This window comes from Bartonella sp. CL70QHWL (assembly GCF_042194855.1).
Classification (GTDB): domain Bacteria; phylum Pseudomonadota; class Alphaproteobacteria; order Rhizobiales; family Rhizobiaceae; genus Bartonella.
Genome location: NZ_JBHINJ010000003.1, coordinates 113,621 through 136,203, shown reverse-complemented (window position 1 = coordinate 136,203; position 22,583 = coordinate 113,621). Strand labels below are relative to the sequence as shown.

Sequence of the window (22,583 nt, the reverse complement as noted above, 5' to 3'; positions counted from 1 at the left end):
ATGAACAAGATCATCATAACAACATTGCTACTTTGCACAGGGCTCATCACCACTGGATGTGAAAAAACCCACAGCGTAGAAGAACTTAAAAAAAATAAAAAACTGATGGAAGAAGTATTACTGAAATGTTTGACGTCAGGGGATTTGAATTCGAAAAATTGTAAAAATGCAGAGCAAGCTGAACTTGAAACCCGTAAAAAATGGGGAGGCTTTGGCTCAACAAATGACGATAAACAAGAATCTGAAAAGAAACAGGACAATAAATAATGAATAAAGTTCTCGTAACAACATTGCTACTTTGCACAGGGATGATCACGGCTGGTTGCGAAAAAACCTACAGCGTCGCTGAATTTAAAAAAGATAAAAATTTACGCTTAGAGTGGGATGCTAAATGTGGATTCGCAGGAACTGCAAAAAATTGTGAAAACTTAAGATTAGCACAACTTGAACTTCAAAAAGAATATGACGCAAAAGCTGAAGAAAGAAGCCGGAAAGCGGCAGAGAGCTTCAACAAAGCGATGGATGAACTTATGGCTAAACAAAAAGCTGAACATGAAAAATGGAAAGCTGAACAAAAAGCAAAAGAACAAGCCGAACGAGAAGCAAAAGAGCGCGCTAAAGCTAAACAACAGGACAATAAATAATGAATAAAGTTCTCATAACAACATTGCTACTTTGCACAGGGCTCATCACTGCTGGATGTGAAAAAACCTATAGCGTCGCTGAATTTAAAAAAGATGAAAAATTACGCCTAGAATGGGATGCTAAATGTGGATTTGCAGGAACTTCAAAGAATTGTGAAAACATGCGGTTAGCATTTTTAGAACTTCAGAAAGAATATGAAGCACAAGCAGAAGAAAGAGAGCGTCAAGCGGAAGAGAACAATCGCAAAAGAGATGAAGAATTTATGGCTAAACAAAAAGCTTGGATTGAAAAAATGAGAGCTGAGACTCAAAAAATACTCGAAAAACAAAGAGCAGAAACACGCGCTGAAGAAGAACGAAGAGCAAAAGAGCGCGCGGCAGAAGAACAACAAAATAACCATTAAGACACAATGAAGAGCGGAGCATCTCAATGGCAGTAGAAAGCAAAGGCATATTCACTAAGATAGACAATATGTTGATGGAGCCCCTTACAAAAACAATGGATAGCACCATTACACATCGCTAATGCGCTTTAGCTGCTCAACTTAAAGAGCCTTGTATACTCTATAATATATTTATGGCAACATTATGTCTGTGCCCTAGATTTATCATCACTGGTTATAAAAACCGATAACACAAGCATAATTTAAAGATTATGCTCAAACCTCAAAAACTGAAAGAAAAAAGGGGAAATATCTATGAATAAAGTTCTCATAACAACATTGCTACTTTGCACAGGGCTCATCACCGCTGGATGTGAAAAAACCTATAGCGTCGCTGAATTTAAAAAAGATGAAAAATTACGCCTAGAATGGGATGCTAAATGTGGATTTGCAGGGACTTCAAAAAATTGTGAAAACATGCGGTTAGCATTTTTAGAACTTCAGAAAGAATATGAAGCAAAAGCTGAAGAAAGAGAGCGTGAAGATGACGAACGTTATCGTAAAGCAATGGAAAAAGCTAAAGCTGAACAAGACGCCAGGATTGAAAAAATGAGAGCAGAGAATAAAAAATTCCGAGCTGAACAAGAAGCAAAAGAACGCGCTGAAGAAGAACGAAGAGCGAAAGAGCGCGCTGAAGAAAAACAAAATAACCATTAAATTATAAAAATATACAATGAAGAGTGGAGCATCTAAATGGCAATAATAACGAAAGGCGTATTTACTGATATAGATGATATGTTAATGAAGCCAATTACAGAGACAATGGATAAAACCATTCACAACCTTTCATCGTCTTTAAGTGCTCCGCTTAAACTGTCTTGTACAATTTACATTATATTTATAGGATACAATATCATCTATGGGCGTTCTTCCATGCCCTTATGGGAATTTATAGTCACAACTTTCAAACTGGGCATCATAGTTGCACTCGCCACAAACGCCGCTCTTTATAATGAGTGGGTCAGTGGGATATTTTTCCATGATCTGCCAAATGCCATTTCAAATGTCACCCAAGGTGCACATTCGGATCGAAATGTATGGGACAATATGATGAACCAAGCTGGAGCACAGGTTTTGGACGCAGCAAACCAGTACACGGGTCTCTCTCAAATGGGGATGTTTATTGCGACATGGATTGCTGGTTTTATCTGCCTAGTAGTTGCTGCCTTTTTTTGTACAGTTGGTTTTGCCGTTTCACTATTTGCTAAACTGGGATCATTTCTTGTCCTATCAATAGGACCACTCTTCATAAGCCTCTATATGTTTTCCTCAACCAGAAAATTTACAGAGGCATGGTTAGGGCAAGTTGCAAACTTCATCATTTTATATGTGTTAGTCGTGCTGCTTGGTGGCTTATATGTCAATATTGCGATGAACATTTTTTCAGCAGGTCTTAAAAATATCTTCACTACTTTAATTCAGTTCTTGGTTGTTGGTCTTGGTGGTATTTACCTTTTCCTCAGACTCCCTGATATCGCATCAGCTTTAGCCTCTGGGGGGGCTTCTCTTACAGGATCAGGACCAGTTGCTAAAGCAACGGCTCAACTAAGTGGACGAGCTGCTAATGCAGCAACAAGGGGCATTAAAAAATTAGCATCACTATTAAAAAAGGTCTAAGTTCAAATGCGGGAATTTAAAAAAATTGGGATTATCTTACCATTTCTCTTTCTCAGTGGCTGTGTGTCTTCACCAAACACACTGAAGTCACTCCCAAAATGTGATGGATATTCTAAACGTCCACTCAACAGATCAATGTGGAATTGGGAAGGGAAAAAACCCACGCCCACACCCATTATCATCAGTAACAACACCCCTTCACCCTTAGAAGGTAAGCTGGAAATGCTTCTGGCACAAAAATTAACGGATGAAGAAATCAAATCTTACAAAAATTGCGGGCAAAAAGCATGAAAGAAAAAGATATAGAACAATACATTGCTGAAGCGCGCTCGTTTGATCAAGATCGCATGCTCGCCTCACGCCGCACCACCCGCGTCTCGCTTGCCATTGCCGGCATCGCGGTTGCTGTTGCAATACTGTCTTCTCTCGCGGTCATCACCCTCACGCCCCTTAAAACCGTGGAACCTTTTGTCATCCGCGTCGACAATTCAACCGGCATCACCGAAGTTGTGGAAGCCTTAAAAGAAGGTCCCACCAATGTCGATGAAGCAATCACACGCTACTTTGCTGCAAAATATGTCCGCTCCCGTGAAGGCTTCACCACAGAAGAAACACAACACAACTTCCAAACCGTCTCCCTCCTCTCTTCTTCAGAAGAACAGGAAAGATTTGCCAGCTGGTATGGAGCAAGAAATCCCCAAAGTCCTCAAATTCTCTATAAACACGCCGCCGTTACAATAACAATAAAATCAATCTCCTTTATCAATGACGATGTCGCCCAAGTGCGTTACTACAGAACCATTCATGACAATGAAACCAACAAAGAATTCATCACCCACTGGGTTGCAACACTTACCTTTGAATATATCAATGCCCCTATCTCTGTCCAAAACCGTTTGATAAATCCTCTAGGGTTTATTGTTAGTGAATATAGAACCGATCCGGAAGTGGTCAACTGATCATGACAAAAAAAATTCTTTTTCTCATTCTTAACATCGCTATTACCCTTTCTTTAACGCCTAGCCATGCCAGTATTTTTCCCACCCGTGCGCCAAGCGATAGCCGCATTCGCTTTATCAACTATGATGCCTATAATGTCACAAAAATTATTGGCTCCATACGCTCATCGGTACAAATAGAATTTTCTCCCAATGAAGAAATTGCCCATGTGGCAATTGGCAACAGCGTTGCATGGGAAGTCGCCCCCGCTGGCAATATTCTTTTCCTCAAAGCGCGGGAAGTCCAACCCATTACCAATCTCCAAGTCGTCACCACAAAGCTTGATGGCTCAAAGCGCTCCTATCAATTTGAACTCATGGTCAAAGATGGAGAAATTTCCTCTGGACAAGAAACATATTTCCTTGTGAAATTTCGCTACCCACAAGAAGAAGCAGAACAAAGAAGACTCGCAGCCCTTATGCGACAAGAAAAACAACAAGCCCAGCGCATTGATAATGTCTTCAACGCTTCTGAAACCTACGGACCTCGCAATTGGGCTTACACCGCTCAAGGCTCTATCACTCTTGAACCCTCCTCTGTTTATGACAATGGCAAAACAACAACATTTACATTTCCAGACAACCAAGAAATCCCTGCCATTTACATTGTCAGCAATGACGGTACAGAATCGCTGGTTCCCAAAACCACAAGAGGCAACATGGTGATTGTCCATGCCATTAGCGCACGCTTCACCCTAAGACAGGGAAAAAACGTCCTATGCGTCTTTAACGAAGCCTATCAACCAAAAGGCACAAATCCAAATACCGGAACAACCTCACCATCTGTTGAACGTAAAATTGCATCAGATCTTTAAATAAGCGGGAATTGAAGGGGACAACACATGAGTGATAAATCAATCATCGAAGATCGCGGATCTATTGGGGATGGCAAAAACAATAGCGCCAAAAGCGCTGGCAAAAAAATAGTTGTCGCAATAGCCTGTATAGGAATCTGCGGCTATGTGCTCTGGAACATCTTATCCTCCCCCACAGAACAAAAAGACACCGCAAAAGCTCATAAAAAACAAGAAAAAAGCTTTCACAATTCTCTCGCCCCTTTAGAGCTCGCGCCCTCTGACCCGCGTGCAAACATAGCGCCAATAACCTTACCACCCCCACAACCACTCGCACAAGAACCCAAAAAAGATGACCCACTACTTGATGCCGCAAGACGCGCCCCTGTTCTCGCTTTTGCCAAAGGCTCTAAATCTCAATTAAAAGACATCGTCAACACGACTCTCAACCCCTTTGAAAAATTCCATGCCCTTGAAAATCTCGCGAATGCGCAAAATTCTCCTGCCCTTCAAGACACACAAAATTTTGCAACCCTATTAAAGCCTACCAAAACAGAAGAAGCAAAAGCAAAAGCAAAACTCATCGGCAATAGAAACTTTATCATCGCCATGGGAACCTCTATTCCCTGTATCTTAGAAACCGCATTAAACAGTGAGCAACCAGGCTTTGCAAGCTGCATCATCAACCGTGATATCCTCTCTGACAATGGGCGCGTTGTTTTGCTTGATAAAGGAACCCAAGTGATTGGCGAATACCGCGGAGGGATAAAACAAGGTCAATCTCGCCTCTTTGTACTCTGGACAAGAGCAAAAACCCCAACCGGTGTCATCATCGACCTTGCCTCACCCGCAACCGACAGTTTAGGCAGAGCCGGTTTTGATGGCAACATCAACACCCATTGGTGGGAACGCTTTGGCTCTTCCCTTTTACTCACCGTTATTGATGGTGCCACAACAGTTTTAACAAATAAAATAGTAGGCAATTCCAATAAAGAAGGTTCAAACAACTCTGGAGGCGGCGGTTTTGAAGGCGCAAACAACACTGGAAAAGATGCCGCCAGTATTGCTCTTGAAAATCAAATCAACATCCCTCCTACCTTAGAAAAATTTCAAGGCGAACTGGTCAACATCTTTGTAGCAAAAGATCTCGATTTTTCCTCTGTCTATAAACTAGTCGTAAAGAGCAAAAGAAACCGCTCTACTCCCAGCTATTCCTTTTTTCATTAAGCCAATAAAGTCACATTATGCCATCAGCAAAAAATGCAGAACGCGCCTCCATCGTTTTAACAAAATTAAAGATCTTAGATGATTTCCTCAATGATGAGAATTTATTTGAAATTGTTATCAATCGCCCTGGCGAAGTAATCGTTGAGGGTCCCAATGGTTGGCAAACCCACATCTTAAAAGAACTAACCTACAGCGAACTAGAAGGGATTGCAAAAGTTGTTGCTGCCTACACAACACAAAAAATCAGTGTAGAAAACCCCGTTCTCTCCGCAACACTGCCAAACAACGAACGCATACAAATTGTTATGCCTCCAGCAGTTGCAGCCAATACCATTAGCATGACCATTCGTAAACCTTCATCACGCACTTTTTCTCTTGAAAGTTTACATGAAAACAATCTTTTTTCTGTTGCCCAAAACACCAGTTTCACACCCACGCAACAAATGACAGAACGGTTATCCGAACTCTCTGATACAGACAAAAAACTAACAGATTTGTTTCTGGCCAAAGATTTTTGCACCTTTTTAGAAAGAGCCGTTATTACACAACAAAATATCTTAATATCGGGCAAAACCGGTTCTGGTAAAACAACCCTCTCCAAAGCTTTGATTGCAAAAATCCCTGACTATGAACGAATTCTCACCATTGAAGACACACCAGAACTTGTCGTTCCGCACGCCAACAAAGTCCAACTTTTTTATTCAAAAGATAACCAAGGCTTAGCAAAAGCAGGCGCAAAAGAACTGCTTGAATCAGGCTTACGCATGCGCCCCGACAGAATCCTTCTACAAGAGCTGCGTGATGGTACAGCCTTTTACTATATCCGTAATGTCAATTCTGGTCACCCCGGCTCCATTACCACCGTCCACGCCTCAACAGCCCTTGCAGCCTTTGAACAAATGACCCTTTTAGTCAAAGAAAGTGACGGTGGTGGTAATTTAGCACGCGATGATATCCGCGGCTTATTAATCTCGATGATAGATGTCATCATCCAATGCAAACGCCTCGAAGGAAAATTTCGTGTAACAGAAATCTATTACGACCCCTTCAAACGCCGTGATGCTTTTTAAAAAAAACGCTACCCCTCACACCCTTTTTTATAAGCAAAAACTATACCAATAGAGCTTTCTTAAAAACACGATTAATCGCTTCAAGTTCAGTGTCAATAATCGAAAACAACAAGTAAAAAGAAGTAAAAATATCATCCCCATTCCCAATCACGAATGCGCCCCACAGGAAAACCAAAACGTGCCGAAAATGATATCTATAACCCTATATTTTTTCTGATTTTTTTTGACATCAACATTTGCAGGAATATAGATACCAAATTTAGTATCCGCTTCACTTTTAACTTCAGACAAGAGCTTCACGAGCACCTTGTAATATACGAGATCCTGCTTTATGTGCCTTATCCATTATTATTCTTTTCGATATTCATCAAGGCGCAATATAAAAATTTTCTTCAACGCATTCCTCTCTGATTTTGTCAAATTACCTCAAGATGATTGACTGTAAATATCTTCGATCAACACCGGAATATTTTAACCACCAAAAAAGGGTATAACCTTATATCCCCCACTTTTACTCTTATGCTTTTAAACCTAACTTTCCTTGGCTTTCTCTTAACCCTTGCATAAGACCACCAGCATCTGAATGAGTAGCAATAAAAGAAACAATATCAAATAATTATTCAGGCGATATGCCTTCTTCTTTTGCAGAAATTCAATAAGCTGCCATTTCAATCACGGTTTGCATACATCATTCAATATACGGAAACACCCATAACGATAATGATGTAAATTAAAAGCTAATTTGAAGTGAATGATCAGAAATATCAAATATCCAAATGAAAAAACAAATCTTACCTATCTTCAGCAATACATATCTCTTTACCCTTGTCACTTCTCTTAACCCTTGTCACTTTTCTCAAAAGTTTTAAGCGTTTTCGCATTAGAAATAGACATATCAAACGGCAATCCTTTTTCATGAACAACTTTTGTCAAAGCAATACGGATGAAATCAGACACCGTAAGTCCTAAACTTGCTAATATTTCACCGGATTTTTTTTAACGCCCTATCTATGCAGGCACGTACAACATCTTTTGTCACACCCATATTAAACACCTCCTTTGATTACCTCTCTTTTACCGTATGGCTTAATCGAGTTATGAAAATAAGATTTTATTCCTTGTCTTATCCGCGTTACATCTTTTGACCTTGTACGCTCATACGCATGATTTAGCTCTTGTATACGTCTCTGTTGCAAAAACTTAACTGCCATTTGAAACTCTTTTATGCAATCTTGATCATGAGACTGTTGTTAAAAAATTGCTTTTGATAGATCATAATTTGTTTGCATAGCAAGCCAAGCACGTGCTGTGCTTACACCAGACATTTCAAGCCTAATAGCAAGATTAGCACTCATAGCGGCTTTTCCATTTAAAACTCTAGAAAGTGCTACACGAGATATACCAAGCTACTCTGCTGCTTCATTAACGGATAAACTAAGCTCTTTGATCACATCTTCTCACAATAATTCACCGGGATGTGAAGGATTCTTCATCATTGTTTAGATCTCCTTTTTGATGATAATCCAGATAATCAACCATTTCGACATCTATGCTATCAAAGCGAAATATTACGCGACAATTTCCATTTACAGTAATTGACTAATAATCCTTGAAATCACCTTTTAGCAGATGTAATCAAAAGGACGGATAACTCAAAATCTTTTGGCGATACATCTCCTTCAAGAGCACTTAGAATACGCTTTAATTTTTGAGCATGGGCGGTTCTAATCCCTTCAGTCGTACCAGTATTATAGAAGGCTTCAATCCTTTTATGTTTAAATCCTAAAATCATAAATGAATATAGAGTGTCCCCCTCCAAGATCCAAAAAATGTTCATTATTTTTTACATCACACGGCTTTTTTTACTTTATAAACATTAGAACTGTCGTGAAAAAATTGCTTATTCTCATCTCTTTCTCATTATTCTACTAATTATTGGAAAAGTATAAGTTCATAATTAGGAAGAGCTAAACGTAATAGGAGCGTATCATATCTCCAATTGGCAGCGGCACTTAGAAACATCAAGATGATATAACCACAATGACCATTGCTGTTTGATGTTCATGGGGCGCTGCACCCGCTGTATGTCCAGTAAAAAGAATGAATAACACTAATAAACTCCCCCTACAAACTCTGTTAAACTAATAACCGGTTTACGAATAAGTAAAAGAAAAAGGAAAATCAAAAAAAGGCATATTTTTTATATCTTACGAACTATAGAGAACTCTATACGCATTGTAGTTATTAGAATTAGACTTTTCCCTTTTTTATTTAATTTGTTCGTAGATAGAGTATCCATTACCGTTATTACATCACTAACAGAGTTAATAATCATACCTTTTGTAATTGCCAAAATCCCGCATTAAAATCAGACCTTTATTCAAAGATGATCTGATAATTTTCTCAAAAAAATCAAGATTCCTCAAGTGCAGTCCCCATGCGTACATCATGATGAATAATAACATCCATCAACTCTGTCACGACAGTGTCCAATACTTCTCGTGCATCGCCTTCAGCCATAAGGCGGATAACCGGCTCAGTTCCAGAAGCACGGATCACCAGCCGTGCCTCTTTTCCCAACCGCTTCTCTGCTTGATCAATGGCCGTTTTGACTGGATTTTTTTTCAGGACATTTTTATTTTTAATCGTTACATTTTTTAAAATTTGCGGTACAGGTTCAAACCGTTTACACAATTGGCTCATAGGGCTTTGACTTTCCTTCATACAGGCTAAAATCTGCAATGCAGCCACCAAGCCATCACCCGTTGTACCAAAATCACTGAGCACGATATGGCCAGAAGCCTCACCACCAACATTATATCCCTTTTGGCGCATGGCATCGACAACATAACGATCTCCAACTTTTGTCCTTACAAGGTGCAACCCTTTGCTATTCAAGAAACGTTCCAGTCCAAGATTTGACATAATCGTTGTGACAACACCATTACACCGTAATCGTCCCATTTTATGCCAATTTTCAGCAATTACAGCAATCAACTGATCTCCATCAACCGTTTGTGCTTTTTCATCAACAATGAGAACACGATCTCCATCTCCATCAAGAGCAATCCCCACATCAGCACGCACTTCATGCACTTTTCGTTTTAAAGAGCTTAAATCGGTTGATCCACATTTTTGATTAATATTGGTCCCATTGGGTTCATCATGAATAGCAAAAACCTCAGCCCCCAATTCCCATAAAGCACGGGGAGCCGCTTTATAAGCAGCCCCATTGGCACAATCCACAACAATACGCACAGTATCTAAGCGAACATCACGCGGCAAAGTTCGTTTGGCATATTCAATATAACGATAAATATCCCCCTCAACCCGTTTTGCATAACCAATTTCGGCAGAACTTGCTAAAGATTTTGAAAGATCTGTATCGATCAATTGTTCAATTTTGGCTTCCATGTCATCTGAAAGTTTAAAACCATCAGGACCAAAAAGTTTAATTCCATTATCATAGAACGGATTATGAGAAGCAGAAATCATCACTCCAAGATCCGCTCGCAAAGAGCGGCAAAGCATTGCAACAGCAGGGGTTGGCACTGGACCCAATAAAAAAGCTTCCATCCCCGCAGCAGTCAATCCTGAAACCAAAGCGTTTTCCAACATATAACCAGATAATCGTGTATCCTTGCCAATCACCACACGATGAGATTGATGTTGTGAGCGAAATAAAACCCCTACAGCCATCCCCACCTTCATGGCAAAATCGGGTGTCATAGGAAATGAATTGGCTTTCCCCCGAATTCCATCTGTACCAAAATATTTTTGCACCATGCCTCTTTCCTTTAATATATAATTCTTCCCTTGGCTTTTCCTTAAACCCCTAACAAGCCCCCTTGGTACAATAGTCCCCCCGCTCCCCGTATAAAATCAGATCATTGATCTAAACCTTCATGCATTTAAACAATCAAGCCCCCTATTCACCATCTACACATCTAAACCACTCTCAAGCAATTATGTTTACACCCTTCCACATAAAAGCAATATTATCTCCTCAAAATGCTCTATACACCCCTTTAATACAACCAACGGATAATCTCACACACTTGCTAAATCCGTAAAGAAACCCAGCACCAAACCTCATACCCTACAAAATCAGCAAGGAAATCTATCGCCTAACCTCACAACCCTACCACATTAGAAAAGCAACAGTCCACCTCGCCTTGTAGCATGCTAAAGCCGTCATAATACAACGGCTTTGCTTAATTTTTTGCTTCCATATTTTTGCAAATATTACAAGAAAGGCGCAAACAAAACTTGCGCCTTTCTCAAAAAAATTAGAAGTTTTCCTAAAACATCGTCACTCAAGCGGTATTAAATAATTCTTATTTTTCTTTATCATCTCCCGCAGTATTGGACTTCTTTTCAGCATTACTTTTAGAGCGGTTGACTGATTTTGTAGTACCTTTTGTGCTTTGTGCTTTTTTCTCAGTCTCATCCGATTGCACTTCTTTAGACTGAGCCTCCTTAAGCACAACATTACTGGATTTTGCTGTTTTTTTCCCAACAGCTGCCTCTGCTTTGCCTGCCTCGCCTTTATCGGTCTCTACTTTATGAGGCGCTGTTTTAGAGACTGCTTCAGCGTTTTTTTCATCTACCACTGTTGTCTCTGTCTTCATTTTTCCAGTTTTTGGAACAGAAGAGCCACGTGGCGCAGCACCCTCATCTTTCTGTGTGCGTGAAGGAGGCTTTCCTGCAATAACTTCGTTAATTTCAGCTCCCGTTAAAGTCTCATATTCCAACAAACCTTGTGCCAAAGCAAACCATTCTTTTCTTTTTGTTTTCAAAATGTTTGTCGCATTTTTATAGGCATCATCAATAAGCTTACGCACTTCCATATCAATCATGCGTGCTGTTTCTTCAGAGACATTTTGTGTTCGCGCAACAGAATGACCCAAAAAGACTTCATCTTGGTTATCGCCATAAGCTACATTTCCAAGCAGATCAGAAAATCCCCACCGTGTGATCATTGCACGTGCTAATTTCGTTGCTTGCTCAATATCAGAAGAAGCACCGGAGGTGATATTTTCCTTTCCAAACTTTAATTCTTCAGCCACACGTCCACCCATCATAATAGCCAAACGAGAAATCATCCACCGATAACTCATAGAATAGCGATCGCCTTCAGGCAATTGCATCACCATTCCCAATGCTCTTCCCCTTGGAACGATTGTTGCTTTGTGGACAGGATCAGCAACCGGCACATTAAGAGCCACAATAGCATGTCCTGCTTCGTGATAAGCAGTGAGTTCTTTTTCCTCTTGTGTCATAGCGGTTGAACGACGTTCAGCCCCCATCATCACCTTATCTTTGGCATCTTCGAATTCTTGCATCGTGACAACTCTTTTATTACGGCTCGCAGCCATAAGAGCAGCTTCATTGACCAGATTCATCAGGTCCGCACCGGAAAATCCTGGTGTTCCCCTTGCCAAAATTTTCAAATCAACGTTAGGCGCTAAAGGCACGTTGCGCACATGCACTTTCAAGATTTGCTCACGCCCAGAAACATCAGGGTTTGGCACAACAACTTGCCGATCAAAACGCCCTGGTCTCAATAAAGCAGGATCAAGCACATCAGGACGGTTTGTTGCGGCAATAAGAATAATACTTTCATTGGGCTCAAACCCATCCATTTCGACAAGCAACTGGTTTAAGGTCTGTTCACGTTCATCGTTTCCACCGCCAAGACCAGCCCCCCGATGGCGTCCAACAGCATCAATTTCATCGATAAAGATAATACAAGGTGCATTTTTTTTAGCCTGTTCGAACATATCGCGCACACGGCTTGCCCCAACACCAACAAACATTTCAACAAAATCAGACCCTGAAATGGTAAAGAATGGCACATTGGCTTCACCTGCCACAGAACGAGCTAGCAAAGTTTTACCGGTTCCTGGAGGACCAACAAGCAAAACACCGCGTGGGATACGCCCCCCTAAGCGTTGAAATTTTTGTGGTTCGCGTAAAAATTCAACAATTTCTTGAAGATCTTGCTTTGCTTCTTCAACGCCAGCAACATCTTTAAAGGTAATACGTCCTTGCGCTTCATTAAGCAATCTTGCTTTCGATTTCCCAAATCCCATTGCACCACGTGATCCATTTTGCATTTGCCGCATAAAAAAGACCCACGCCCCCACGATAATAATAACAGGTAATAAGGAAAAGAGGAGATTGAGGAAAATGCTATTTCCAGAGCTTTCAGGAATAGCTTTAACATTGACGTTTTTGCTTTCCAACTTTTGTATCAAACCTGGATCGCGAGGAGCATAGGTTGAAATAGCTCTATGTTCAATGGTTTTCCCTGTTAATTTTTGACCTTGAATGGTCACAGATTTCAACTCATTATTCTCAACTTTTTGCAAAAATTCAGAATAGGAGACTTCTCCACCACCAGAACGTTGGCTATCTCCATTAAAGAGAGAAAACGACACAATCAAAATCAAGGCAATAACTCCCCAAATAAGGAGAGAGCGGTAATTGGAATTCATATTCAGCCCACTTAATCAAATATAGATTTCAAACAGTTCCCCTTAACATATAACCTTGTCAGCCCCTTGCCAAGGGATGAGAAGCTGTTTATTTTCTTTTAGAGTAATTTTCCTTTATCTTTTCACCTCAATATTAAAAAAAGGTTCCACAACATTCACCAAGGCAGCATCTTCTCGTGAGGAAAGCCAATCGAAAGGTGCCATAATCCGCTTGACGATAACATGTTTATGAACAACTGCTTGAGAAATCAACTCTGGAATATCATACCCTTTATGATTTGAGATCATCAGCAGCGATTGTAAAGAGGGAAAATGAGGCTTTTCAAGCTCAAAATCGCTATTTTTTAATAAAAATTTCAGCTGTTCTAAATTTGCGGCTCCAACCTTTATAGCCTCATATCCATGATTTGTGATATGATAGCGCCCATCCCATATAAAAGTTTTATCTGGCTCAACGATAGCCTCTTTCATATTTCGCCCTTCACGCCACAAAGAAATTCCGTGCTTGTTATATTCAATAACAGAACCCGCATAAGTAAAACGCTTCTTTTCTGGAGAATCGAGACAGAGTTTTTGAACAAGCATGCTTAATTTCTGATTGGGGAGCAAATAAAATCCCCCTCCCATCAGCACAGCAAAGAGCCCCACCACGAAAGGAAAACTGGAATGTTTCTGTAAAAACAGCGCAGGCTTTGCTATGAAACAACGCCCATGTTGGACAGTAATATCCAGCGCTAAGATCAAATCAGCAATATTTTTGGCTTGTTGACGACGCTGCAATGCGGCTTCATTTATTTTTTGAGCAATATAAGCCAATTTTTGTGGAGAAAGAGATTGACGCACGCGCACACGTTCAAAATTGCGATCTTCATTGGTTGGATCATCAATCCATGTTTGTCCTTGTAAGCGTAAATAATTCCGTAATGTTTGGCGTTTTACACCAAGGAGTGGCCGAATCAAACGCACTTTTCTATGCAACAACGCCTCACGCGGAATACAGGATAAACCGCGCTCATAGAGGGAACCATAGTTTTTTTCGGCAATATTTTTTTTTGTTTTTCTGGTATGATCCTCATCACGTATACCCTCGGCTTCACCGCGCAAAGCACCAGCAAAACCACTGGCATAAACCTCATCGCGCATAGCAACAGCTTCACTATATAAAGCACCTCTATTCTTTTGGAGACGTTGATACCGCATATGATAGGTCTCAACCTGATCATTGAGTGTATGCCCCGTCATAATAAGTGATGCGCCTTGTTTTTGTGCTTCTTTAACCAAGAGATCATAGCGTGCAACACGCGCGCTGGAAGCAATATGCGTCTTTGGCTTTTCGCCTTCCCATCGCACAGTGATATGTTGAATATCATGGACACGACAAATTTTCGCAACAGTTTCTGCTTCACGCATCGATTCTTTACGCAATTGATGATCAACCGTGACAACAATCATTTCTGGAGGAAATGCGAGAGTTTCCAAATGCTCTTTGACCAAAAACATCAAAGCCAAAGAATCGCTTCCCCCTGAGACGGCAAGAATCAACTTCTGACATTGAATAAAATCCGATGTTTTAAAGAGATTTCTTGCCAGTCTAACGCACACCGAAAACGACCTCGCTGTTTATTTTGCAGGTTTACAAAAAACAGATGCTAATGTTTGTTGACGTTTTGATTTTTTCACAAAATGAGCACAATCGTCTTTATTTGGCTCAAGAGCGACCATACTTCTTGCTAATTTCAGCAAAATCTCAGAGGTATAGAGCTTCTTTTTATCTGCATACCATGCGGTAAGATAAACTTGTGCTGCTTCATGATAGCGTTTTTGCCCCAACAAAGATTCGGCCAACCAAAATAAAGCATCATCACTCAAAGAATCTTTTTTGTAACGATTTTGAAAAGCGCAAAAGCTTTTTTCAGCATCAACATAGTTAGCAGAACGAATAAAATCATACCCTTCCTTATACAAAGCTTTAGAAGAAGAAAGATTGTCACTCTGATGTGCTTCAATTGGAGCACTTACTTCATGCGCTTTGTTAAAAGGTTGACTGTTTTCATGATCATGGCTCTCCACCTTAGCTTCCACAGCAGCAACCTTTGTCTGATCACCTGTACTATGGTCCTGCTCTATCTCTTCTTTTACAGTCTGAGATTTTTCATCTACAGCAGACTTTTCAAAAGAACAAGAATAAACAGAAGAGGCTTCTGTATCAAAAAGCTCGTGAAACTGCTTGTTAACATTTTTTAGACTGTTATGCTCAAGCACCATTCGTATCTTATGCAAAAGCTTATCTAAATCATAATCTTTAAATAAAGCCTGTTGATTCTCTAAAATAATCCCTTGGTGCTCCGCAACACTAGTGGCTTTTTCCATCGCGCTAGATGCTGCTTTATCGGCTGCTTCAGGAGCTTCTTTTACAGCATCAATTGCCTTATCAACAGCGTCAGTGGCTTTTTCCACCGCGCTAGATGCTGCTTTATCGGCTGCTTCAGGTGCTTCTTTTACAGCATCGACAGCCTTATTAACAGCGTCAGTGGCTTTTTCCACCGCGCTAGATGCTGCTTTATCAGCTGCTTCAGGTGCTTCTTTTACAGCATCAATTGCCTTATTAACAGCGTCAGTGGCTTTTTCCACCGCGCTAGATGCTGCTTTATCAGCTGCTTCAGGAGCTTCTTTAACAGCATCAACAGCCTTATCAACAGCGTCAGTGGCTTTTTCCACCGCGCTAGATGCTGCTTTATCGGCTGCTTCAGGCGCTTCTTTAACAGCATCAACAGCCTTATTAACAGCGTCAGTGGCTTTTTCCGCCGCGCTAGATGCTGCTTTATCAGCTGCTTCAGGTGCTTTCTTCACATCATCGACAGCCTTATTAACAGCATCAGTGGCTTTTTCTATCACATCAGATGCTGCTTTATCAGCTGCTTCAGGCGCTTTCTTCACATCATCAACAGCCTTATTAACAGCGTCAGTGGCTTTTTCTATCACATCAGATGCTGCTTTATCAGCTGCTTCAGGTGCTTTCTTCACATCATCGACAGCCTTATTAACAGCGTCAGTGGCTTTTTCTATCACATCAGATGCTGCTTTATCAGCTGCTTCAGGTGCTTTCTTCACATCATCGACAGCCTTATCAACAGCGTCAGTGGCTTTTTCTATCACATCAGATGCTGCTTTATCAGCTGCTTCAGGTGCTTTCTTCACATCATCGACAGCCTTATCAACAGCGTCAGTGGCTTTTTCCGCCGCATCAGATGCTGCTTTATCGGCTGCTTCAGGCGCTTTCTTAACATCATCAGTTGCCTTATCAACTGCATCAACTTTATCCGTATCATGTGCAGGATATTCGGAAGCCTTTCGTGCCGCACTTTGAACAAGTGAAGTAGAACAAGCTATGAAAACCCCCATATAAAAGAGTGTTTTCCAATTGATTTTACGATACATTCTTTTTTCCCCTTAAGAGCTTATTAAATAGTTGAAACAAACAATCTTCTTTTTAATGACTATTCATGTCATTCAACGTTGTCACAGCACGTCGATTTTGATTCCAACAGGAAATATCATCACATACTGCTACAGGTCTTTCTTTTCCGTAAGAAATTGTTTGAATCCGTTGTGCAGACACACCTAGAGACACCAAATAGTTTCGCACAGCAACAGCACGGCGCTGTCCAAGTGCCAAGTTATATTCACGTGTTCCCCTCTCATCAGCATGACCTTCGATCATAATAGAATAATAAGGATAATGAAGCAACCATTCTGCTTGGCGCGTTAAAATACGTTCAGCATCAGCATCAAGTGAAGAAGAATCGAGACCAAAAAACACGCGATCACCCACATTAACCGTAAATTCTTGTCCTGAACCTGGTGACATCTGATTCAAACCAGCATCATTCATATAAGCGCCATTCATACCGTTAAGTGCACCAACATTTTTTTTGCCACACCCACCCAAGCATAGTGAGAAAAGAAAGAGGATAGCTAAGGAATGAGAGATGGTTTTTTTGGTAGAGCGCATAGTCCGTTTCTCCTTGAATTTGGTAAAGAAGGGTCAATTCTTAAAAATATTTTTAAGAATAACCGTTAATTCCTAATGAAGACGAAATTTTTTCTGTTTTTTTTCGTCCTCATTTTTACTTTTAAGTCTCTGCCAATTTTTCTTCTCTTTGGCCATTCCTCTAACATTTCCATAAGAAATGTTTCCCTTATGCGTCATGGCTTTTTATGCATCATCTTGATCTTGACGATTTTTTTGCAGCGCGTTCAGCTTTGCAAAAACTTTATCAGCGTCAAAAGTCTTATGCAGATTGTCTTCACTCTCATTTTCCTCTAGAGCAGCGTTTTCCGTCACAGAAGCGGGAAGCAACGACCTATCTTCTTCTGCAGCAACAGGGCGATTTTTCGCCGCACGCTGGAGCTCAAAATCTAAATCGATTTGCGAACACAAACCAAGCCCTACAGGATCAAGAGGAACCAAATTTGCACTATTCCAATGGGTTCTAAGGCGGATTTGTTCAATTGTCGCTTTTGTTGTCCCAATCAACCGTGCAATTTGTGCATCTTTCAACTCGGGATGGTTTGTAACCAACCATAGGATACCATTGGGACGATCTTGGCGTCGAGAAAGAGGGATATAGCGCGCCCCTTTACGTTTTTTTTCAGGAATATGCACCCTAGATTGAGAAATTTTCAATCGTGCGTTTTGATCAGCCTCCACCCGTGCAATTTCACTGCGCGTCAATTGCCCAGAACTAATCGGATCTAAACCTTTAATACCATAAGCCGCATCACCATCGGCAATAGCTTTTACTTCCAAGACATGCAATTTACAAAATTCTGCAATCTGATCAAAAGAAAGAGCTGTATTATCAACCAACCAAACAGCTGTTGCTTTGGGCATCAAAAGTTGCGTTGCCATTTTTATAAATCCTCTTCTGCGCCTCTTCTATGAGGCAGGTTACCGCCCACTCAAGAGCACTGGAACTTTTTTATATGTTTAGGTCTCTCCAACCACTCCTAAAACAAAGCGAGGCATGGAATAAACCATTTTGCTATGAGATTACATTCTGTTATAGCGTTATTTTTGCTCAACGACAAGAGATCTCTCTTGTAATGATCCTCAACTAAGGTGTCTTTACCTTTAAGATGAATTTTCTTATAAAGGGTTTATTCGATTATTTCACCTCATGCTGTGGCACATTTATTCTGGTGGGATGCGTGCTTTATCGCCTTAAATTCTAAAGAGTATCCAACTGGAAAGAAAGCCCTCAAATAGGAAGGAAAACTATGGCAGGCCATTCACAATTTAAAAATATTATGCACCGTAAAGGGCGTCAAGATGCAATGCGCTCGAAAATATTTTCTAAACTTGCACGCGAAATTACCGTAGCAGCAAAACAAGGTGCTCCTGATCCAGCCATGAATCCACGTTTAAGGCTGGCTGTTCAAAATGCCAAAGCACAATCGATGCCGAAAGATAATATTGAACGCGCGATTAAAAAAGCGTCAGGCGCCGATGTCGAAAATTATGATGAAGTACGCTATGAGGGTTATGGACCAGGTGGCGTTGCCGTCATTGTTGAAGCTTTAACCGATAACCGCAACCGCACCGCTTCAAATGTGCGCGCCGCCTTCACAAAATCAGGAGGAGCCTTAGGGGAAACAGGATCGGTCAGTTTCATGTTTAATCGGATTGGTGAAATAATCTATAAGCCAGAAGCAGGGACAGCCGATAACATCATGGATGCAGCAATTGAAGCCGGTGCCGAAGATGTGCAATCAGAAGAAACCGGACATCATATTACCTGCGCCTTTGAAGATATTGGTGAAGTTTCCAAAACACTTGAAGCAAAACTTGGTGAAGCAGAATCGATTAAAACGATTTGGAAAGCCACCACCCTTGCACCAATAGATGAAGAAAAAGCTTTGTCCGTTTTACGGCTGATTTCAACATTAGAAGAAGATGATGATGTGCAAAATGTTTATGCCAATTTTGATGTCAGTGATGAGATTTTGGCAAAATTGTCTGTATAATTCCCATCATTTGCATAAGCCCTCTCTTCATTCATGAGGGCTTCAAAAGCATCTGTCACTTCTCCTCTTTATCCGCACATATAAAAGCCCCGCGTCAATAGCGGGGAAAAGCTGTCAGTGCAACAAGAAAACCGCAATTAATTTCAGAAAACATAACCAAAAAAAGAAAGCATACAAAACTCTGTAGCCTCACGCCTTTCTTACATGCCCCAAAAATTATCCCTATATCCCCTCTCTATTTGATCTTTTTGTTCTTTAAGATGAACCTCCTCTCCGCTCTCAAGTGATGAAAATGATCTAGCCTCTAAACAATTAGGATTTTCCTAACGTATTCCTATGACGAATCACCCATGGAATTCGCTTGAAACTTAAGGCTCAACAAACATGCACTCCCCTAAATATTCGCCACGCACTTAAAAACACTTAGAATATATCAAGGAGGTTTATACGTCCTATTTATACGCCCTATATCACCACACTTCAAAGGACAGTGTTTTTACAACATCACAGAATAAAAATAAGCAAATGGAAAGCCAGAGCTGATTGTTTAGCAAAGTATTGTACAAAAAGGCGGTACATCTCTCTAATCTGTTGCGGATAAATTTTTGACTTTATGGCATTAACTTTATGGCATCGTATATTTCTAAAATAACGTCATTTATCTTAAAAATCTGTCCTTTTGCTCTTACCAATCAATCAATATTCAGACCTAAAACAACCGCGTACTTGAATAAAACACATCAAAGAGCAACAGCCCCCCTGACAAGAGGACTCTTCACAAACAAAATCGAAGAGGAAGTTTAAAAAAATATATATAGCGACACTTTGAATAAAAAATTGAAATCTAGAGATCTCAGAATTTTCGACTCTATTTTTTCAAGGTACTGTTTTGAATTTTTTTAAGCATTTTCCCCCAAGGAAATTCCATTATCGATCAACAACCGTAGATGATAGATGAAACCTACATAACTCCCCATGCCCACTATAATCAATTCCTTCTTTTAAATAATTAAAAAACTATTGAGATTGTTTAAACTTGAGACTGTATTCCTTCTATATTCTGTTTTTAAGCATTTTGTTTTATTGTATATTGAGCAAAGGCGACCATGCTGGATCTGAAGCATCATTGGGAGTGGGTAATTGACGTTCATTGCGACCCGTAATATCAATCGTATAAATTTTTGGTCCCATACCGGGATTTTTGCGAAAGAACATCAGCACACGACCATTAGGGGCCCAAGTTGGTCCTTCATTGTGAAACCCCGTGGTTAAAATTCGTTCTCCTTGTCCATCAGGGCGCATAACACCGATAGAAAATTGTCCGTTTAATTGTTTTGTAAAGGCGATATAGTCACCCCGTGGAGACCAAATAGGTGTTGAATAACTCCCATCGTTTGAAGAAATACGCTGAATATCACTCCCATCCGCATTCATTTTATAGATTTGCGGCTTTCCACTACGATCTGAAGAAAAGACGATTTGTTTTCCATCCGGTGAATAAGAAGCAGAAGTATCAATAGCAGAAGTTGTTGTAAGTCGCGTCATCGTACGGGTTCGTAAATCCATGGTGTAAAGATTGGCACTCCCATCATTTTGTAACAAACTCATGATAACTTTTTGTCCATCAGAAGAAAAACGTGGAGCAATTGTCATGTTATTAAACGTTCCGATCAACTCTCTTTGCCCCATTTCAATTTGTTGGAGATAAACATGAGGTACTTGATTGTCCTCATAAGCCATATAGGTCATTTCTTGTCTTTTTGGGGAAAAACGCGGTGTAAGCACCAATTCACTTCCATCAGACATATAAATCAAATTTGCGCCATCTTGATCCATCATTGCTAAGCGTTTAATGCGTGCATTTTGGGGTCCTGTTTCATCGATAAAAACAATTCGTGTATCAAAATAACCACTTTCTCCTGTCATCTCACTATAGATCTCATCTGCGATCATATGTGCCACACGCCGCCAACGTTCTGTCGCGGTATAAAAACGCCGTCCTTTCAATTGTCTTTGTCCAAAAACATCCCATAAACGAAAATCGACCCTCAAACGTCCATCGATTTCTCTCATGACTTGCCCAGTAACTAAACCTTGCGCTTTTATTTTCTGCCAAGAAGCAAAATGCGGTTGTTTATTAGGATTAGAAATGTTTTCAAAAAAATTTGCTTTATCAAGCGGTAAAAAAAGCCCCGACCGTTCAAGATCGGCTGTCACCACAGCAGATATTTTCAACCCAATCGAATCATTGGAAATAAAGTCTGTAATTGCAATGGGAATGGGATTAAAATCAGCGCTCGAAATAGTTCCTTTCAATTGCGCATAACCCGATGAATTACTTGAAAGCCACAACCCACAAGTGACAATAAACCAAGCAAAAACTTTATGTCTCGTTATAGTCATCATGGAATGTGTCCTTTCGTTAAGCGCTTTTTTCTCGTTTATCATCTTATTTCTTGGAGGGGATCAACATTAAAGTCAAAACCTTGCCCCCATAGATCATATTGATCACGTGGGAGATCTGCATAAGGTTGGCATGAAAAGACAGCAGCGTACACCTGCCTTATCATAATAGCTTGTTGACTCTCAAGGCCGCTTACGGGATCAATGATAGGATCACCCACAACCATCCCTTCACGGTCTAAGTAAAATCGCAACCGCACAACCGGACGGTTTTTTAAATCGCCGCCAAGCGCCACAAGTTTAAGCTTCTGTTGAATACATCCCCCCGCAATATTGACCAATGTTTGTGCCATTTTTGTGGTATCATTAATATTTTTTCTTGCACCCAAAGCTTCTGGTGTATGAGAACGTTTTGCCCCCCCTCCTTGTGACCGCGCACGATTAAGCAAATTATTTTCCTCCAGAGCTAAAATATCTTCAATGGTCTGTTTCTCTTGGTTTTTCTTGTTAAGCTTTGGCGTCTTTTGATTCAATGCAGCCTCATTCTTCCTTGGAGATTTTTCGTCAAACTTTGGTTTAAACTGTGGAAGAAGAGATTTTTCTGGAAGTACAATTTTGGGCGCTTGATGAACAATCTGCTCTGCTGGTACTTTTGGGACCGTTGGAGCCAATTCTTTTGGCGATATCATCTCTTCATTTTTGTGCGCAGGCTTGAGCGCAACCTTAGAGGCATCTTCCGGCACTCTCAAAGGCATCTCAGGTGCAACCTTGGGCGCATCCTCCGGTGCCTCCAAAGGCATCTCAGGCGCAACCTTGGGCGCATCCTCTGGTGCCTCCAAAGGCATCTCAGGCGCAACCTT

The 22,583-nt window shown here is 40.6% G+C and carries 20 protein-coding genes and 2 pseudogenes; 11 read left to right on the top strand and 11 right to left on the bottom strand.

The window, feature by feature from the left end; genetic code table 11:
* The 10 genes from ACFIJZ_RS02565 (at position 1) to virB11 (ending at position 6,793) form a co-directional block, all read left to right on the top strand.
* On the top strand, positions 1-267 hold the full coding sequence (locus ACFIJZ_RS02565) for an EexN family lipoprotein (RefSeq protein ID WP_375630950.1): 267 nt from the start codon (positions 1-3) through the stop codon (positions 265-267).
* A complete protein-coding gene (locus ACFIJZ_RS02560; RefSeq protein ID WP_375630949.1) occupies positions 267-644 on the top strand; it encodes an EexN family lipoprotein in 378 nt (125 codons plus the stop codon). Before ACFIJZ_RS02565 ends, ACFIJZ_RS02560 begins: the two co-directional genes overlap by 1 nt.
* Positions 644-1,048: an EexN family lipoprotein gene (locus tag ACFIJZ_RS02555; protein ID WP_375630948.1), complete on the top strand. Its 405-nt coding sequence runs from the start codon at positions 644-646 to the stop codon at positions 1,046-1,048. Before ACFIJZ_RS02560 ends, ACFIJZ_RS02555 begins: the two co-directional genes overlap by 1 nt.
* 294 nt (positions 1,049-1,342) lie before the next feature.
* Positions 1,343-1,744: an EexN family lipoprotein gene (locus tag ACFIJZ_RS02550; RefSeq protein ID WP_375612506.1), complete on the top strand. Its 402-nt coding sequence runs from the start codon at positions 1,343-1,345 to the stop codon at positions 1,742-1,744.
* A gap of 36 nt (positions 1,745-1,780) precedes the next feature.
* On the top strand, positions 1,781-2,704 hold the full coding sequence (locus ACFIJZ_RS02545; RefSeq protein ID WP_375630947.1) for a type IV secretion system protein: 924 nt from the start codon (positions 1,781-1,783) through the stop codon (positions 2,702-2,704).
* Positions 2,705-2,710: 6 nt separating this feature from the next.
* On the top strand, positions 2,711-2,995 hold the full coding sequence (locus ACFIJZ_RS02540; RefSeq protein ID WP_375630946.1) for a type IV secretion protein VblB7: 285 nt from the start codon (positions 2,711-2,713) through the stop codon (positions 2,993-2,995).
* Complete coding sequence (locus ACFIJZ_RS02535) at positions 2,992-3,663, top strand: virB8 family protein (protein ID WP_375630945.1); 672 nt, start codon at positions 2,992-2,994, stop codon at positions 3,661-3,663. The genes ACFIJZ_RS02540 and ACFIJZ_RS02535 overlap by 4 nt, the downstream gene beginning before the upstream one ends.
* A 2-nt stretch (positions 3,664-3,665) precedes the next feature.
* Positions 3,666-4,517 carry a P-type conjugative transfer protein VirB9 gene (virB9, locus tag ACFIJZ_RS02530; RefSeq protein WP_375630944.1) on the top strand — a complete coding sequence of 284 codons (852 nt, stop codon included), beginning with the start codon at positions 3,666-3,668 and terminating at the stop codon, positions 4,515-4,517.
* A 27-nt stretch (positions 4,518-4,544) separates the two neighbouring features.
* Entirely contained in the window at positions 4,545-5,723 is a 1,179-nt protein-coding gene (gene virB10, locus ACFIJZ_RS02525; protein WP_375630943.1) for a type IV secretion system protein VirB10, read from the top strand.
* Positions 5,724-5,740: 17 nt separating this feature from the next.
* On the top strand, positions 5,741-6,793 hold the full coding sequence (gene virB11, locus ACFIJZ_RS02520) for a P-type DNA transfer ATPase VirB11 (RefSeq protein WP_375630942.1): 1,053 nt from the start codon (positions 5,741-5,743) through the stop codon (positions 6,791-6,793).
* A gap of 837 nt (positions 6,794-7,630) precedes the next feature.
* Here virB11 and ACFIJZ_RS02515 read toward each other — a convergent pair.
* The 9 genes and pseudogenes from ACFIJZ_RS02515 to ACFIJZ_RS02475 form a co-directional block, all read right to left on the bottom strand.
* On the bottom strand, positions 7,631-7,750 hold the full coding sequence (locus ACFIJZ_RS02515; RefSeq protein WP_375630941.1) for a type II toxin-antitoxin system RelB/DinJ family antitoxin: 120 nt from the start codon (positions 7,748-7,750) through the stop codon (positions 7,631-7,633).
* A gap of 293 nt (positions 7,751-8,043) precedes the next feature.
* Positions 8,044-8,244, bottom strand: a pseudogene (locus tag ACFIJZ_RS02510) (HigA family addiction module antitoxin).
* Positions 8,245-8,408: 164 nt separating this feature from the next.
* Positions 8,409-8,630, bottom strand: coding sequence for a hypothetical protein (locus ACFIJZ_RS02505; RefSeq protein WP_375630940.1), 222 nt, complete (start codon positions 8,628-8,630; stop codon positions 8,409-8,411).
* 575 nt (positions 8,631-9,205) lie between these two features.
* Positions 9,206-10,579, bottom strand: a complete 1,374-nt coding sequence (gene glmM / locus ACFIJZ_RS02500) for a phosphoglucosamine mutase (RefSeq protein ID WP_375617881.1) — start codon at positions 10,577-10,579, stop codon at positions 9,206-9,208.
* A 551-nt stretch (positions 10,580-11,130) separates the two neighbouring features.
* On the bottom strand, positions 11,131-13,293 hold the full coding sequence (gene ftsH, locus ACFIJZ_RS02495) for an ATP-dependent zinc metalloprotease FtsH (RefSeq protein WP_375630939.1): 2,163 nt from the start codon (positions 13,291-13,293) through the stop codon (positions 11,131-11,133).
* A gap of 114 nt (positions 13,294-13,407) precedes the next feature.
* Positions 13,408-14,895 (bottom strand): tRNA lysidine(34) synthetase TilS, encoded by a 1,488-nt coding sequence (gene tilS / locus ACFIJZ_RS02490; protein ID WP_375630938.1) that lies wholly within the window; start codon positions 14,893-14,895, stop codon positions 13,408-13,410.
* Between the two features lie 18 nt (positions 14,896-14,913).
* On the bottom strand, positions 14,914-16,731 hold the full coding sequence (locus ACFIJZ_RS02485) for a tol-pal system protein (protein ID WP_375630937.1): 1,818 nt from the start codon (positions 16,729-16,731) through the stop codon (positions 14,914-14,916).
* A 52-nt stretch (positions 16,732-16,783) separates the two neighbouring features.
* Positions 16,784-17,305 carry a peptidoglycan-associated lipoprotein Pal gene (gene pal / locus ACFIJZ_RS02480; protein WP_273790460.1) on the bottom strand — a complete coding sequence of 174 codons (522 nt, stop codon included), beginning with the start codon at positions 17,303-17,305 and terminating at the stop codon, positions 16,784-16,786.
* Between the two features lie 204 nt (positions 17,306-17,509).
* On the bottom strand, positions 17,510-18,205 hold the full coding sequence (locus ACFIJZ_RS02475; protein WP_375617877.1) for a DUF1013 domain-containing protein: 696 nt from the start codon (positions 18,203-18,205) through the stop codon (positions 17,510-17,512).
* Positions 18,206-18,573: 368 nt separating this feature from the next.
* Here ACFIJZ_RS02475 and ACFIJZ_RS02470 point away from each other — a divergent pair, with 368 nt between their 5' ends.
* Positions 18,574-19,320: a YebC/PmpR family DNA-binding transcriptional regulator gene (locus tag ACFIJZ_RS02470; protein ID WP_254492472.1), complete on the top strand. Its 747-nt coding sequence runs from the start codon at positions 18,574-18,576 to the stop codon at positions 19,318-19,320.
* 1,080 nt (positions 19,321-20,400) lie between these two features.
* Here the strand turns inward: ACFIJZ_RS02470 and tolB are convergent.
* Positions 20,401-21,726, bottom strand: a complete 1,326-nt coding sequence (gene tolB / locus ACFIJZ_RS02465; protein WP_375630936.1) for a Tol-Pal system beta propeller repeat protein TolB — start codon at positions 21,724-21,726, stop codon at positions 20,401-20,403.
* Positions 21,727-21,764: 38 nt separating this feature from the next.
* Positions 21,765-22,583: pseudogene (locus ACFIJZ_RS02460) on the bottom strand (cell envelope biogenesis protein TolA); the annotation flags it as partial.

What these genes read in the sequence shown, in the direction of transcription:
- virB10 (WP_375630943.1), top strand. Translation starts at nt 4,545, where the DNA reads ATGAGTGATAAATCAATCATCGAAGATCGCGGATCTATTGGGGATGGC.
- ACFIJZ_RS02555 (WP_375630948.1), top strand. Translation starts at nt 644, where the DNA reads ATGAATAAAGTTCTCATAACAACATTGCTACTTTGCACAGGGCTCATC.
- ACFIJZ_RS02565 (WP_375630950.1), top strand. Translation starts at nt 1, where the DNA reads ATGAACAAGATCATCATAACAACATTGCTACTTTGCACAGGGCTCATC.
- glmM (WP_375617881.1), bottom strand. Translation starts at nt 10,579, where the DNA reads ATGGTGCAAAAATATTTTGGTACAGATGGAATTCGGGGGAAAGCCAAT.
- ACFIJZ_RS02485 (WP_375630937.1), bottom strand. Translation starts at nt 16,731, where the DNA reads ATGTATCGTAAAATCAATTGGAAAACACTCTTTTATATGGGGGTTTTC.
- ACFIJZ_RS02550 (WP_375612506.1), top strand. Translation starts at nt 1,343, where the DNA reads ATGAATAAAGTTCTCATAACAACATTGCTACTTTGCACAGGGCTCATC.
- virB9 (WP_375630944.1), top strand. Translation starts at nt 3,666, where the DNA reads ATGACAAAAAAAATTCTTTTTCTCATTCTTAACATCGCTATTACCCTT.
- ACFIJZ_RS02545 (WP_375630947.1), top strand. Translation starts at nt 1,781, where the DNA reads ATGGCAATAATAACGAAAGGCGTATTTACTGATATAGATGATATGTTA.
- ACFIJZ_RS02560 (WP_375630949.1), top strand. Translation starts at nt 267, where the DNA reads ATGAATAAAGTTCTCGTAACAACATTGCTACTTTGCACAGGGATGATC.
- ACFIJZ_RS02470 (WP_254492472.1), top strand. Translation starts at nt 18,574, where the DNA reads ATGGCAGGCCATTCACAATTTAAAAATATTATGCACCGTAAAGGGCGT.
- ACFIJZ_RS02540 (WP_375630946.1), top strand. Translation starts at nt 2,711, where the DNA reads ATGCGGGAATTTAAAAAAATTGGGATTATCTTACCATTTCTCTTTCTC.
- pal (WP_273790460.1), bottom strand. Translation starts at nt 17,305, where the DNA reads ATGCGCTCTACCAAAAAAACCATCTCTCATTCCTTAGCTATCCTCTTT.
- virB11 (WP_375630942.1), top strand. Translation starts at nt 5,741, where the DNA reads ATGCCATCAGCAAAAAATGCAGAACGCGCCTCCATCGTTTTAACAAAA.
- ACFIJZ_RS02475 (WP_375617877.1), bottom strand. Translation starts at nt 18,205, where the DNA reads ATGGCAACGCAACTTTTGATGCCCAAAGCAACAGCTGTTTGGTTGGTT.
- ftsH (WP_375630939.1), bottom strand. Translation starts at nt 13,293, where the DNA reads ATGAATTCCAATTACCGCTCTCTCCTTATTTGGGGAGTTATTGCCTTG.
- ACFIJZ_RS02505 (WP_375630940.1), bottom strand. Translation starts at nt 8,630, where the DNA reads ATGAACATTTTTTGGATCTTGGAGGGGGACACTCTATATTCATTTATG.
- ACFIJZ_RS02535 (WP_375630945.1), top strand. Translation starts at nt 2,992, where the DNA reads ATGAAAGAAAAAGATATAGAACAATACATTGCTGAAGCGCGCTCGTTT.
- tolB (WP_375630936.1), bottom strand. Translation starts at nt 21,726, where the DNA reads ATGATGACTATAACGAGACATAAAGTTTTTGCTTGGTTTATTGTCACT.